The sequence below is a fragment of the Lacinutrix venerupis genome (assembly GCF_003663945.1).
Taxonomy (GTDB): Bacteria; Bacteroidota; Bacteroidia; order Flavobacteriales; family Flavobacteriaceae; genus Lacinutrix; species Lacinutrix venerupis.
In genome coordinates, this window is the sequence record NZ_RCCH01000004.1 from 205,308 (window position 1) to 218,502 (window position 13,195).

The following is a 13,195-nucleotide window of genomic DNA, read 5'->3' on the forward strand; positions in this document are numbered from 1 at the left end:
ATTATTAGATATAGCAACCCAAAAATAGATGAAACATTATTTAAAAAAAACCGAATGATTTTATATAGCTTTCTCTATTTATCGGTATATTACATTATACGAATTTAGCACAATCATTTCAACTAATATTTTGACTTTAAAACCAATAAATTAGTATAACTAGAAGCTTTTTGCAACTTTTGAGACACAATATTACTTTAATATTAAAGAATTAATAACTAACTATTAACAACTGTTTATGCATTTTGTAAACAGCACATACAAAAGGCATAAAAACTCTTAGTTAACTTTTGTTGCTTTGCCGCAGGTATTATGAGAAGACTAATTGTTCTCTTTTTTATTTTGTTTTCGTTTTCAAGTTTTTCGCAAGAAGAAGAGCTAGAAAGCTTACGTATAGAGTTAACTTTTCAAAATCCAGATACTACAAAAGTAAAAACGTCTTTAAAAATTATAAATTTACTTTATAAAAGTAAAGATTATGATAGCGCTTTAAAATATATTAAAGGCGCGCAAATGCTATCTGAAAATTTAAATTACCAAAAAGGTCTTGCTGATATTACGTATTACAAAGCGTTAATTTATAATAGTAAAGACGATTATATTAATGCATCTAGCGAATTCCATAAAGCAAAACAAATATTTGAAACATTACAAGACACACTGGCTTTAGCTAAAGTAAAAAACCAATTGGGCGTTTTAGAAATTGAACGTGGTAATTACAAAAAAGGCTTAAAATATGCTCACGATGGTATTAATGAACTTGAAAAAAGAGCATTATTTGAAGATTTAGCAATTGCTTATAAAAGCATTGCTAAAGCTTACAACAAAACTCATGTTACAGAAAAAGCAATTGATTACTATTTACAGAGTCTAGAGGTACAAGAACGTATAAATAATGTTGACGGAATTATTGAAAACAATGTAGATTTAGCTAAGTTATATCTAGAAAAAAACGACTATAAAAGAACTATACGCTATTATGAAAATGCTCTTAATTACATTGAGTCTAATGACAATGAATTAAAAGCAAATATACTTGCAGATTTAGGAGGTGCATATTTAAAAAGTGAAGATTTAAAAACTGCTGGAGATTATTTAGTTGAAAGTATAAAACTAAACAGGGAATTAAAAAATGAAAGTGGCATTTTAAAAACCTTAAATAATTTAGGCGAATTAAATTTAATTAAGAAAAATTACAAAATAGCTGAGCAACAGTTTCTTGAAGCTGGAAATTTAGGAAGACAACAAAATAATAAGTTAGAGTTATTAAAAAACTACAAACTTATGAAAACGTTGGATTCTACAAAAGGTAGATTTGAAAGTGCTTTTGGTTGGCAAAGAGAATATTTTAAAATTAAATCTAGTCTTGATGCCGAAAAAACAAATTTTGAGGAAATAGTTTTAGATGAAGCTACTAATAATGAGGCTGAAAACGATACTATTTTACAAGCACAAACTATCGTTCCTATAGAAACCCAAGATGTAGATAGTAAGCAAAAGCTCGATCGTTTAAAGCTTATATTCTACGCTGTTTTAGCAGCTTTTGCAGTAGTATTAGTATTCTTTATATTATTCTTTTTAAAACGAAATAATAGAGCAAAATATACTCGAGAATTAGAAGTTAAAAACCAAAAAATAGAATTACAAAATGAGGCAATTTTAGAGCAAAGTAAACATTTAGAAAGTATAAATAATGTTAAAGATAAGCTTTTCTCTATTGTTTCTCACGATTTAAAAGATTCGCTAACCTCTACAAAAGGCTTTATAGACTTGCTTAAAGATGGTCAATTATCGCAAGATGAATTTCATAGTTTATTACCAGAGTTAAGTGAAAATGCCAACAATGCTTCACTTCTATTATTTAATTTATTAAACTGGTCTAAGTCGCAAATGCAGTCTTTAAAACCTAAGCCTTCTTTATTTGATATACAACAAGTGTTTCATGAAAAAATTAAATTAATTGAACAAAAAACTCAAAAGAAAAGTATTATTTTAATAGATAATACTATGCGTGATTTTGTGTATGCAGATAGAAGTATGGTAGAAATTATTATTCAAAATCTATTAGCAAATGCTGTAAAATTTTGCGTAAAAAATGATACAATTACAATATCTAATAAAATAGAAAATGGCAATGCTATAATTAGTGTTGCCGATTCTGGTATTGGTATTTCTGTTGAAAACCAACATAAATTATTTGGTAACAACACATTTACAACTATTGGTACTGAAAACGAAAAAGGAACAGGTTTAGGGTTAACTATTTGCAGAGAATTAGTAGAACTAAATCAAGGCAGAATTTGGGTAGATAGCGAAGTAAATATAGGTAGTACATTTTTTATAGAACTACCTAAAACTAGAATAGAAAACCCAATAAACACTTGAACTACACCTTTGATAGAAATACCTCGGCCATCATACAACGAGCACTTCCACCACCACAAGTCTCAATAGTTTCTAAAGAGCTTGATAAAATTTCACAATGTCTTTCTATAATATTTATTTGTGCTTGAGATAGGGAATTATGAGCTGCTTGGCTCATAACTAAATAAAGCTTATTATCTTTCCCTCTTACTTGTAACATATTACCAGCAAAATTAGCCATTTGCTCTTCTGTAATATTAATTATTTCTTTTCCGTCTGCTTTAAGATTTTTTATAACGTTTTTGCGTTCCTTTTTATCATCGATACTATCTAAACAAATTACAGAAAAAGTTTCTGCTAAACACATCATTACATTTGTATGGTAAATAGGTAAACGTTTACCATCTACTGTTTGGTTTGCTGTAAATACAACTGGTGTATATTCAAAATCCTCACAAAATTCTATAAACAAACCTTCATCTGCTCTTGGAGAAAGCGCGCAATAAGCTTTATCATTTACACGATCTAATAATAAACTTCCAGTTCCTTCTAAAAATACATTTTCATTTTCAGCTGTTGTGTAATCTATTATATCATTAATTTTGAAACCTTCTTTTTCTAAACGTGCAAAAACCTCTTCTCTTCGTTCTCTCCTTCTATTTTCTGCAAACATAGGATACAAACCTACGTTACCGTTTTCATGAAAACTCACCCAATTATTAGGAAAAATAGAATCTGGAGTGTCCATTAAAATATCGTCATCTTCAACAATTACATTAACACCAACAGCCGTTAATTTTTCTACAAACGCATCAAATTCTTCTTGTGCTTTTGCATTAATTTCGGCATTTTTTAACTGTATATCTTCCTGAAAATAGTTATTTACTGCTGTTTGTTCGTTCATTCTAAAAGCGACTGGACGAATCATTAATATAGTGTTTGTTGTTTGGCGCATTTTTTTAAATTTTACGCAAAAGTACTTTAAATTTCTATAAGTAATATCATTTTTTACTTCCATTTTATATTACAGCCAAGGCTAGGTTTTTGGTTCTCTAAAGGCGGTTCGTTATTTAAAATAGCATCTATAGCTTTTCTTAAATCTTCTCCGTTTACAGTAATACCATTTTCTGGTCTAGAGTTATCTAATTGGCCATGATAAGTTGCTTTTAAGTCTGCATTAAATACATAAAAATCTGGAGTACAAGCGGCATCATAAGCTTTAGCTACTTCTTGTGTTTCATCGTATAAATAAGGAAAAGGATATTTTAAATTTGCCGCAACCTGTTTCATTAATTCTGGTCTATCTTGAGGGTATGCTTTAGCATCATTACTACTTATTGCAATAAAACTAATTCCTTTTTTTAAGTAATTATTAGCTATTTCAACTAGCTGTTTATTTACATGAACAACAAAAGGACAGTGGTTACAAATAAACATAATAACGGTTCCATTTTTTCCTTTTAATTGTTGCAAATTCATTGTTTTGCCTGTAACAACATCTTCTAAAGAAAATTCTGGTGCCAAAGTTCCGTTTTCGAAACTATTAGATTCTGTTCGTGCCATAAAAATTTTAATTTTTGAATTTAAATTTAATTGAAAAGTTAATAACTTACAATAAATAATTAGTTAGAAATAAATATTGAAAAAATAAACTACTAAAATTATTTTTGACAATTTTTTAATTAAAAATTTAAATAAAAATTAGATTAATTCAACAATTATTATTTAATTAGCAGAGATTAATAGCAACCCTTAACGATATCCCTTAAATGAAGTATTCCCTTGTACTCCTATGTTTTCTATTTACCTCTATTATTTTTGCACAAAACAACAACAGTAACTCACTAAAAGTTACGAGATACAAATTACATCCAAAAGAATTAAACATTCAAAATGATGTTAGCGCAAAAAAAATAAATCTTAAAATTTATTATTTAAAAGAAGGTAATATTACTGAAGATTACACGTATTTTAAACCAAAGAAAAATGAAATTTTATTTTTCTTTGGCAAAGATCCTGTTACAAATACAACTCAAATGTATTTTAAAGTAGATGAAAACCTTAAGCACATTTACAAGAAAAAAGAATTTGATAAGCTAATAAAAGTTGTAGAGGTATTAGAGTATAATGTTTTTCCTACTGAAAGTAATTTTTCTAGTATAGATGCTTATAGTGCTCTAGCTTCGCTATAATTTTTATTTTTTTTATTTAGTTACAACTTCTGCATATAAATCGAAATCTGCAGCTTCAATAACTTTTACAGTTGCATATTCTCCAGTTTTTAAATAGGTTGTTGTTGCGTTAATTAAAACTTCATTATCTACATCTGGAGAGTCGAATTCGGTACGTCCAACAAAATATTCTCCTTCTTTTCTATCGATAACCACTTTAAATTCTTGTCCTATTTTTTCTTGATTTAATTCCCAAGAAATTTGAGACTGAATTTCCATAATTTCGTTAGCTCGTTCTTGTTTTATTTCTTGTGGCACATCATCCTCTAAATTAAAAGCATGTGTGTTTTCTTCGTGTGAATAAGTAAAACATCCTAAACGTTCAAAACGCATTTCGCGAACCCATTCTCTTAATTCCTCAAATTGTTCTTGTGTTTCTCCAGGATATCCAACAATTAAAGTTGTACGAATAGCCATTTCTGGAACTGCGTTTCTAAATTCTTTAAGTAATTTAGTTGTTTTTTTATGTGTAGTTCCACGACGCATACTTTTTAAAATATCGTCGTTTATATGTTGTAAAGGGATATCTAAATAATTACAAATTTTTGGTTCTCGATTCATAACACCAAGAACATCCATAGGAAAACCAGAAGGAAAGGCATAATGTAATCTAATCCACTCGATACCTTCAACTTTAACTAAGTTTTCAAGTAACTCTGCTAAGTTTCTTTTTTTATATAAATCTAAACCATAATATGTTAAATCTTGAGCTATTAAAATTAACTCTTTAACACCATTTGCTGCTAATTTTTCAGCTTCGGTTACCAAATCTTCAATAGGTGTACTTTTGTGTTTCCCACGCATTAAAGGAATTGCACAAAAACTACATGGCCTGTCGCAACCTTCGGCAATTTTTAAATAAGCGTAATTTTTTGGTGTTGTTGTTAAACGTTCACCAATTAATTCGTGTTTATAGTCGGCTCCTAAAGCTTTTAAAAGCCCTGGTAGTTCTGTAGTTCCAAAATACTGATCTACGTTTGGTATTTCTTTTTGTAAATCTGGTTTATATCTTTCAGAAAGACAACCAGTAACAAAAACTTTATCTACATCTCCTTCCTCCTTCTTCTTCATGTATTCCAGAATAGTATTAACACTTTCTTCTTTGGCATTATTAATAAAACCACATGTGTTAATTACTACAACATTACCTTCTTCTTCATGTACAACCTCTTTACCGTTGGCTTTTAATTGTCCCATTAACACCTCACTGTCGTAAACATTTTTACTACAACCTAGTGTTATTACGTTTATTTTGTTTTTTTTAAGTGATTTAGTACGCATATCTTAATTTTGGACTGCAAAGATACAATCTTAATTAAACCTTTTTATCTTTAGCTTGTCTTATTTAATATTATGAAAAACTTATATATATTTTTTTTAATAACAATCCTTAGTTGTTCTTCTAACAGCACTAACAATACTACACAAGCAACAGCTAACGAGACAGATTTGTATTTTCCTCCCTTAAATTCTTCTTCTTGGGATACTAAAGAAATTTCAAATTTAAACTGGAACGAAAACAATGTTCAATCGTTATTAGATTTCCTAAATGAAAAAAATACAAAAAGTTTTATTGTATTACATAGAGGAAAAATTGTAATAGAACACTACTTTAATGGCCATGCTGAAAATACAAATTGGTATTGGGCAAGCGCAGGAAAAACATTAACAACAACTCTTACCGGAATTGCACAAGATGACGGATTAATTAATATAAACAATAAAGTTTCTAATTATTTAGGCACAGGTTGGACAAGTGCTCCATTAGCAAAGGAAGATTTAATTTCTTGCAAAAATTTACTTACCATGACTTCTGGTCTTGATGATAGTTTAGGAGAATCTGTATCTCCAGAAAATTTACAATATATTGAAGATGCAGGACAAAGATGGGCATACCATAATGTTTATGTGAAACTTCAAGATGTAGTTGCACAAGCAAGTAACCAAACATGGACCAATTATTTTAATACTAAATTAAAAGATAAAATTGGCATGTCTGGAGCTTGGATTATGTTAGATGATTTAAACGTGTATTTTAGTAACACTAGAAGTATGGCTCGCTTTGGACTGTTGATATCTAACAATGGAAAATGGGAGGACACACAAATTGTTTCGGAAAGTTTTATAAACGATGCAATTAATACGTCTCAAAATATTAATGAATCCTACGGATATTTATGGTGGCTAAATGGTAAAAACTCTTTTCATTTACCACAAAGTCAATTCGAATTTAATGGAGAACTAATTCCAAATGCGCCAAATGATATGTATGCTGCTCTTGGTAAAAACGACCAGAAAATATACATTATTCCTAGTAGAGATTTAGTAATTATAAGAATGGGTGAAGCTGCTGACGATTCTAACTTTGCACTTTCAACTTTTGATAACGAATTGTGGGAAAAAATTAATTTAATAATTAACTAAATATCACATAAAAATATAATCAATAAAGATCTTTTTCTATTTCAAAATTATAATAACTTTAGATATATTCGCACACTAACAAACCAACAGTTATTATATTATGAAAAAAATTATTTTATTATTTACATTGTCTTTATTTATTATTGGATGCTCTAAAGACGATAGCACTAATGAATTACCTATTGTTAATGCTTGTGCATCTCCAATAAATTTAAGTGTAAACAATTTAACTAATACAACTGCTACACTAAACTGGAATGTAATCGGAAACGCTGCTTTATTTCAAGTTGAGTATGGTGAGTTTGGTTTTTCTCAAGGTAATGGTACACAATTAAATGTCCCAGATGAGTTTACAAGTATTGAAGATTTACAACCATCTACTCAATATACTTTTTACACAAGAGTATTTTGCAACAGTACACAAACTTATAGCGATTGGGCTAATTTTTCGTTTGTAACATTAGCAGACAACCCTTATTGTAATGATCCTTCTAGTTTTTCTCAAGAATTTTATCCAGATTCTGTAACTCATAACCATGTAGATTTATCATGGAGTGAAGGAGCTTTTGATGGTTCTCAAATACAGTATGGCTTACAAGGTTTTACAATAGGTTCTGGTTCTATAAAAAATGTAACAGATAATATTTATCCAAGTTCTACTCGTATTGAAAATTTAAATGCCGGTACTGCTTACGACTTTTACGTTAGAAATATTTGTGAAAATTCTGGTTACAGTGCATGGGTTGGACCAATTACTATTACAACATTAAATGAACCAGCCAATCCTAATTGTGTGGATCCATATAATTTTGTTTCTCAAGGTACCGGAACAAATACTGATGGTAGCAAATACTTTGATTTTTCATGGGATCATGAAGCTTCGCAAAACAGCTGGGAAATTGCTGTAGTACCAGTTGGAACGGCTTTTAATACTAATATTGTAACAGCTACATCTTTTCAGCCTGTTAGATTAAGTTATAATGGTGTAACTTCTGGTCAAGCTTATGATTTTTACATACGCTCTAATTGTGGTACAGCAGATGGATTAAGTGATTGGGTTGGACCAGTAACGGTTACTGCTCAATAAAAACTTATTAAACAAACATAAAAAAATCCTTTAGAATTAACTTCTAAAGGATTTTTTTATTTCTAAATTTATCTAATGATTTCTACTTAAAAAAACTGTCTACAAATTCATATTTATTAAAAACCTGCAGATCTTCAATACCTTCTCCTACACCAATATACTTTACTGGAATTTGAAACTGGTCACTAATACCTATAACAACACCTCCTTTTGCAGTTCCATCAAGTTTTGTAACCGCTAAAGATGTTACTTCTGTTGCTGCAGTAAATTGTTTGGCTTGTTCAAATGCGTTTTGTCCAGTTGAACCATCTAAAACTAACAATACATCGTGTGGCGCATCTCCAATTACTTTTTGCATAACACGTTTCACTTTTGTTAACTCATTCATTAAGTTAATTTTATTATGTAAACGTCCAGCTGTATCTATAATAATAACATCTGCATTTTGTTTTACTCCAGATTCTAAAGCATCGAAGGCTACACTTGCAGGATCACTACCCATGTCTTGTCTTATCATTGGCACATCTACTCTATCTGCCCAAACTTGTAATTGATCTATTGCAGCAGCTCTAAAGGTATCTGCAGCGCCTAATACTACATTTAAGCCTTGTTTTTTAAATTGGTAAGCTAATTTCCCTATTGTTGTTGTTTTACCAACACCATTTACACCAACTACCATTAAAACATAAGGTGTTTTTGTGCCGTTAGATTGTGGTTCTAATTTTGGGATAGTGTAATCTGTTTCGTTACCTGTATTGGTTTCACTTAATAAGCCTGCAATTTCTTCGCGAAGAATTCTGTTAAGCTCATCGGTTCCTAAGTATTTATCTTTTGCAACGCGTTCTTCTATACGTGTAATTACTTTTAATGTTGTATTTACACCCACATCACTAGATACTAAAACTTCTTCAAGATTGTCTAAAACGTCATCATCGACTTTTGATTTTCCTGCTACTGCTTTACTTAACTTTCCTAAAAAGCTTGTACTTGTTTTCTCTAAACCTTTGTCTAAAGTTTCCTTTTTTTCTGAAGAAAATATTTTTTTAAAAAAACTCATTACTATCTTGTTATTTATTGTTGAGTTGTAAGGCTTAAACCTTACATAATGTGCGTTAGGGATTGCAGCGGCATCCTTTTTGCTTTTTCTGCAAAAAGGTATAGCGGAAAGCCCGACCTTTAGGTAACGCCCAAATTTTAATAACAATAGTCAAGCCTTTTTTGTATTACTGCTACTTTGTCATTAAAATGAAATGTAAATATAAAACAAAAGCCGCTTTCTATTAAGAAAGCAGCTTAAATATATTATTAAAAGTAAAGTTTATTTCTTGTCTAAGAAATCGTTTACTAAGTCTGGTGACATAATTTTTTCAACAAACATGTAAGCTCCAGTTTTTGGAGATTTTTCCATACGGATTGCTTTAGACAATCTCTTAGATCCTGTTTGTAACGATGCTACTGATTTTTTAGCCATAACTTATAAAGTATTATGTAATTATTTAATTTCTTTATGAACAGTCATTTTCTTCAAGATTGGATTAAATTTCTTAATCTCCATTCTATCTGGTGTGTTCTTTTTATTCTTAGTTGTAATATAACGAGAAGTTCCTGGTTGTCCAGATTCTTTGTGCTCTGTGCACTCTAATATTACTTGTACTCTGTTTCCTTTTTTTGCCATTTTATTATTACTTTATAGCTTGGCTATTATTTATAAAATCCTTTAGCTTTTGCATCTTTTAACATTGCTGCAATACCAACCTTATTAATTGTTTTTAATGCAGAAGTAGATACTTTTAAAGTTACCCACTTATCTTCTCCAGGTATAAAGAAACGCTTTTTTATTAAATTAGCACCAAATGTACGCTTTGTTTTATTTTTTGCATGCGAAACGTTGTTTCCAACCATTGCTTTCTTTCCTGTAAGTTCACAAACTCTTGACATTACTTATAACTTTAAATTGTTATTAAAATTCGAGGTGCAAATATATGAAATCTTTTAGTATTGACAATCTGTTTTTTATCAATTTTTAAAAATTTCTTTTTTTAAGAGCTCTAAAGCCTTATTTATAGCCTTGTTTATTACTCTTTTCCTATCATTACCTAACTCAAGTTTTTGTGAAAAAACATTGTTTTTTGTTGCTAAAGCAATATAAACAGTCCCAATTTCTGCGTCTGCGTCTCCTTTATTTGGCCCTGCATTTCCGGTTGTTGAGATTGCATAATCACTTTTATATAAAACTCTACACTGTGTTGCCATAGCTTCTGCTACTTGTGCGCTAACTACAGAATGTTTATTTATTAAAGATTTAGAAACGCCTAAAATATCTATTTTACTTTGTGTTGCATAGGTAACTGTACCACCTTTAAAAAAAGAGGATGCTCCTGCGTGTTGTGTAAATGTTTCTGCTAGCTTTCCTCCTGTACAACTTTCTGCAATAGATAGGGTTTTATTGTCTTGAGTTAATGCTTTTGCTATTAACACTTCTATATCTCCGTCCTCTTCGAAACCTACAAATTCATCTTTTATTAATGGTAAAAGGTATTCTATTTGTTGTTTTATTTGGTTGTTTAAAACTGTTTCATCTAATCCTTTTCCAGATAATCTTAATCTTACTTTGCCTAAATTGGGTAAATATGCTAATTTTATATGGTGAGGTAAATTGTTTTCCCAACTTTCAATTTTTGCAGCTAGCATACTTTCTCCTATTCCATAAGTAATAAGTGTTTTATGTACAATATATGGTCGTTTGTATTTTATTTTTAACTTCGGGATTACCTCTTCTTGCATTAGTGCCATCATTTCGAATGGAACACCTGGCATGGATATAAAAACTTTTTCGTCTTTTTCAATCCACATTCCTGGAGCACTACCAACCATATTCATTAAAACTTTTGCTTTTGATGGTATAAGTGCTTGGTCTAAATTTACTTGTTGTATAGGTTTTTTAACATAGTCTCGCCATAGTCTCTCTATATTTTTTGTAACCTCAGTATTTCTAACTAGATTATCATTAAAATATTCGGCAATAGTATGTTTTGTAATATCATCTTTTGTTGGGCCTAAACCTCCTGTAACAATAATAATATCTGCATTTTCTTCTGCTTCTGCGAAAGCTTTTAAAATGTGTTGTTTTTCGTCTTGAACGGAAGTTATCTGGTAAACGGATATACCAATGGTATTTAATAATTTACCTATAAATGCCGAGTTTGTATCTACAACTTGCCCAATTAGAATCTCATCTCCAATGGTAATGATTTCGGCTTGCATGTAATAGCTTATAAATTAAAATCTGACTTAATTTCGTTTGAAGCGTTTTCTATTGCAGCTAAAACGTCTGCTAATTGAGAAGAAACGTTTTTGTCTGCCATTTCAAATTTTCCCCAATCTTGAATTTCTATTAGTTTATCTAAAACACCAAGTTCGAAAACATCAATTGTTGGTTTCATTTTATGAGCTGTTTGATAGCTTTGAAGAAAATTTACATTCTCTACTGCTTCTTTTAATATTTTAGCATCTGCAGGTACTTCTTCCAGAAAAGTTTCTGCTAAAGCTATTATAAAATCTTGATCATTATCTGCGAGTTCACGTAATCTATGTAGCTTGTAATGTTGTTCCATTTATTTTACTGTTATAGAGAATAGTTGTTTATCTTCAATGTATCCTTTTAGTTTATCGTTGGCAATTACCTTGCCAACACCAGCTGGTGTTCCCGTAAATATAATGTCTCCAATCTTTAAAGTAAAATATTTCGACACATATTCTATAATTTCATCAATTTTCCACAACATTAAATTGGTATTTCCTTGCTGGACAGTTTTATCGTTCTTTTTTAAACTAAAATTTAAATTATTTAAATCTTTAAACTCTGTTTTTGGCAACCAATCACCTATTACTGCTGCTCCATCAAAGGATTTTGCTTTTTCCCACGATAAACCTTTTTCTTTTAACTTTGCTTGTAAATCTCTTGCTGTAAAGTCGATACCTAAACCAATTTCATTGTAATACTTATTTGCAAATTTTTTATCAATATACTTACCAACTCTATTTATTTTAACCAAAACTTCTACTTCATGGTGTACATCTTGAGAAAATTCTGGTATAAAAAAAGGTTGCTTTTTTAATAAAATAGCTGTGTCTGGTTTTAAAAAAACTACAGGATCTAATGGTTTTTCATTTTCCAACTCCTTAATATGATCTGTGTAGTTTCTACCTATACAAATTAGTTTCATTTTTATAATTGTATTCTTTATTATTGTATAATAAGTTTTATATTTTATTATTAAAGGTCCTTAACTTAATTGCTGTAAGTACTTTTTTAGTATACAATGGAAAGTCTGCGTTTAAAAGCCATCCAAAATAACCAGGTTCTTTTTCTAAAACATCTAAAACTCTTTTGTTTTTATGTTTTCCAAAACTAAAACACTCTTCTCCTTCTTTATTATAATTTATAAATCCTGCAAAATCTGCAAACTTTTTATGAGCGCTAAATTCTGCTAAAAATTTAGTATCATTTTCTAAATCGTCGTAACGGTCTAATTGTGCTTTTAAAACTTCGTAGGTTGCCAATGTATCTGCTTCAGCAGAGTGAGCATTTTCTAAATTCTTATCGCAATAAAACTTATAAGCAGCACTTAATGTACGCTTTTCCATTTTATGGAAGATAGTCTGCACATCAATTGCAACTCGTCCTTTCATATCAAAATCTACCTCTGCCCTTAACATTTCTTCTGCTAATAAAGGTATATCAAAACGGTTTGAATTAAATCCTGCAAGATCACTATCCTTTATCATAGTATTAATTTCTTTTGCTAAGGCCGCAAATGTTGGCTCGTTTGCTACACGCTCATCTGTAATTCCGTGAATATTTGAAACCTCGGGAGGAATTGGCATTTCTGGATTTACCAACCAAGTTTTACTTTCTTTATTTCCGTTTGGAAATACTTTTAAAATTGAAATTTCAACTACTCGATCCTTAGAAATATTAACTCCTGTGGTTTCTAAATCGAAAAAGCAAACTGGTTTTGTAAGATTTAATTGCATCTATATTTGTAATTTAGCACCAAATTATGGTACGATTTATGCAAATATAGAC

The 13,195-nt window shown here is 29.9% G+C and carries 15 protein-coding genes; 4 read left to right on the top strand and 11 right to left on the bottom strand.

Annotated features, from left to right (window positions below):
* The first annotated feature begins 312 nt into the window (after positions 1-312).
* A complete protein-coding gene (locus tag CLV86_RS07510; RefSeq protein WP_121051322.1) occupies positions 313-2,385 on the top strand; it encodes a tetratricopeptide repeat-containing sensor histidine kinase in 2,073 nt (690 codons plus the stop codon).
* Between the two features lies 1 nt (position 2,386).
* On the opposite strand, the gene ctlX is transcribed toward CLV86_RS07510, so the two are convergent.
* The gene (gene ctlX / locus CLV86_RS07515) at positions 2,387-3,319 is read right to left on the bottom strand and encodes a citrulline utilization hydrolase CtlX (RefSeq protein ID WP_121051530.1); all 933 of its coding nucleotides are present in this window, start codon (positions 3,317-3,319) and stop codon (positions 2,387-2,389) included.
* A 53-nt stretch (positions 3,320-3,372) separates the two neighbouring features.
* Positions 3,373-3,927 carry a thioredoxin family protein gene (locus tag CLV86_RS07520; protein ID WP_121051324.1) on the bottom strand — a complete coding sequence of 185 codons (555 nt, stop codon included), beginning with the start codon at positions 3,925-3,927 and terminating at the stop codon, positions 3,373-3,375.
* A 206-nt stretch (positions 3,928-4,133) separates the two neighbouring features.
* Between CLV86_RS07520 and CLV86_RS07525 the strand changes: the two genes are divergently transcribed.
* Complete coding sequence (locus CLV86_RS07525; RefSeq protein ID WP_076733662.1) at positions 4,134-4,556, top strand: hypothetical protein; 423 nt, start codon at positions 4,134-4,136, stop codon at positions 4,554-4,556.
* Positions 4,557-4,568: 12 nt separating this feature from the next.
* On the opposite strand, the gene rimO is transcribed toward CLV86_RS07525, so the two are convergent.
* Positions 4,569-5,876, bottom strand: coding sequence for a 30S ribosomal protein S12 methylthiotransferase RimO (rimO, locus tag CLV86_RS07530; RefSeq protein WP_121051326.1), 1,308 nt, complete (start codon positions 5,874-5,876; stop codon positions 4,569-4,571).
* Between the two features lie 72 nt (positions 5,877-5,948).
* Here rimO and CLV86_RS07535 point away from each other — a divergent pair, with 72 nt between their 5' ends.
* Both CLV86_RS07535 and CLV86_RS07540 read left to right on the top strand, forming a co-directional pair.
* Positions 5,949-7,019 (top strand): serine hydrolase domain-containing protein, encoded by a 1,071-nt coding sequence (locus CLV86_RS07535; RefSeq protein ID WP_121051328.1) that lies wholly within the window; start codon positions 5,949-5,951, stop codon positions 7,017-7,019.
* A gap of 100 nt (positions 7,020-7,119) precedes the next feature.
* Positions 7,120-8,106, top strand: a complete 987-nt coding sequence (locus tag CLV86_RS07540) for a fibronectin type III domain-containing protein (protein ID WP_121051330.1) — start codon at positions 7,120-7,122, stop codon at positions 8,104-8,106.
* 82 nt (positions 8,107-8,188) lie between these two features.
* Here the strand turns inward: CLV86_RS07540 and ftsY are convergent, their stop codons facing one another.
* The 8 genes from ftsY to CLV86_RS07580 all read right to left on the bottom strand — a co-directional run bounded on the left by ftsY (position 8,189) and on the right by CLV86_RS07580 (position 13,143).
* Positions 8,189-9,163 (bottom strand): signal recognition particle-docking protein FtsY, encoded by a 975-nt coding sequence (gene ftsY / locus CLV86_RS07545; protein WP_121051332.1) that lies wholly within the window; start codon positions 9,161-9,163, stop codon positions 8,189-8,191.
* Between the two features lie 261 nt (positions 9,164-9,424).
* The gene (locus CLV86_RS07550; protein WP_076733667.1) at positions 9,425-9,577 is read right to left on the bottom strand and encodes a DUF4295 domain-containing protein; all 153 of its coding nucleotides are present in this window, start codon (positions 9,575-9,577) and stop codon (positions 9,425-9,427) included.
* Between the two features lie 21 nt (positions 9,578-9,598).
* On the bottom strand, positions 9,599-9,781 hold the full coding sequence (gene rpmG, locus CLV86_RS07555; protein WP_076733668.1) for a 50S ribosomal protein L33: 183 nt from the start codon (positions 9,779-9,781) through the stop codon (positions 9,599-9,601).
* 26 nt (positions 9,782-9,807) lie between these two features.
* The gene (rpmB, locus tag CLV86_RS07560) at positions 9,808-10,044 is read right to left on the bottom strand and encodes a 50S ribosomal protein L28 (RefSeq protein ID WP_076733669.1); all 237 of its coding nucleotides are present in this window, start codon (positions 10,042-10,044) and stop codon (positions 9,808-9,810) included.
* Positions 10,045-10,122: 78 nt separating this feature from the next.
* Positions 10,123-11,370, bottom strand: a complete 1,248-nt coding sequence (locus CLV86_RS07565) for a competence/damage-inducible protein A (protein WP_121051334.1) — start codon at positions 11,368-11,370, stop codon at positions 10,123-10,125.
* A gap of 8 nt (positions 11,371-11,378) precedes the next feature.
* The gene (locus tag CLV86_RS07570; RefSeq protein ID WP_121051336.1) at positions 11,379-11,720 is read right to left on the bottom strand and encodes an Hpt domain-containing protein; all 342 of its coding nucleotides are present in this window, start codon (positions 11,718-11,720) and stop codon (positions 11,379-11,381) included.
* Complete coding sequence (locus tag CLV86_RS07575; protein ID WP_121051338.1) at positions 11,721-12,332, bottom strand: fumarylacetoacetate hydrolase family protein; 612 nt, start codon at positions 12,330-12,332, stop codon at positions 11,721-11,723.
* A 37-nt stretch (positions 12,333-12,369) separates the two neighbouring features.
* Entirely contained in the window at positions 12,370-13,143 is a 774-nt protein-coding gene (locus tag CLV86_RS07580) for a 3'-5' exonuclease (RefSeq protein ID WP_121051340.1), read from the bottom strand.
* Positions 13,144-13,195 lie beyond the last annotated feature (52 nt).

Excerpts from the sequence above, each read along its gene's own strand:
- rpmB (WP_076733669.1), bottom strand. The coding sequence starts at position 10,044 with ATGTCAAGAGTTTGTGAACTTACAGGAAAGAAAGCAATGGTTGGAAAC.
- ftsY (WP_121051332.1), bottom strand. The coding sequence starts at position 9,163 with ATGAGTTTTTTTAAAAAAATATTTTCTTCAGAAAAAAAGGAAACTTTA.
- CLV86_RS07580 (WP_121051340.1), bottom strand. The coding sequence starts at position 13,143 with ATGCAATTAAATCTTACAAAACCAGTTTGCTTTTTCGATTTAGAAACC.
- CLV86_RS07510 (WP_121051322.1), top strand. The coding sequence starts at position 313 with ATGAGAAGACTAATTGTTCTCTTTTTTATTTTGTTTTCGTTTTCAAGT.
- CLV86_RS07520 (WP_121051324.1), bottom strand. The coding sequence starts at position 3,927 with ATGGCACGAACAGAATCTAATAGTTTCGAAAACGGAACTTTGGCACCA.
- rimO (WP_121051326.1), bottom strand. The coding sequence starts at position 5,876 with ATGCGTACTAAATCACTTAAAAAAAACAAAATAAACGTAATAACACTA.
- ctlX (WP_121051530.1), bottom strand. The coding sequence starts at position 3,319 with ATGCGCCAAACAACAAACACTATATTAATGATTCGTCCAGTCGCTTTT.
- CLV86_RS07525 (WP_076733662.1), top strand. The coding sequence starts at position 4,134 with ATGAAGTATTCCCTTGTACTCCTATGTTTTCTATTTACCTCTATTATT.
- rpmG (WP_076733668.1), bottom strand. The coding sequence starts at position 9,781 with ATGGCAAAAAAAGGAAACAGAGTACAAGTAATATTAGAGTGCACAGAG.
- CLV86_RS07540 (WP_121051330.1), top strand. The coding sequence starts at position 7,120 with ATGAAAAAAATTATTTTATTATTTACATTGTCTTTATTTATTATTGGA.
- CLV86_RS07575 (WP_121051338.1), bottom strand. The coding sequence starts at position 12,332 with ATGAAACTAATTTGTATAGGTAGAAACTACACAGATCATATTAAGGAG.
- CLV86_RS07565 (WP_121051334.1), bottom strand. The coding sequence starts at position 11,370 with ATGCAAGCCGAAATCATTACCATTGGAGATGAGATTCTAATTGGGCAA.
- CLV86_RS07570 (WP_121051336.1), bottom strand. The coding sequence starts at position 11,720 with ATGGAACAACATTACAAGCTACATAGATTACGTGAACTCGCAGATAAT.
- CLV86_RS07550 (WP_076733667.1), bottom strand. The coding sequence starts at position 9,577 with ATGGCTAAAAAATCAGTAGCATCGTTACAAACAGGATCTAAGAGATTG.
- CLV86_RS07535 (WP_121051328.1), top strand. The coding sequence starts at position 5,949 with ATGAAAAACTTATATATATTTTTTTTAATAACAATCCTTAGTTGTTCT.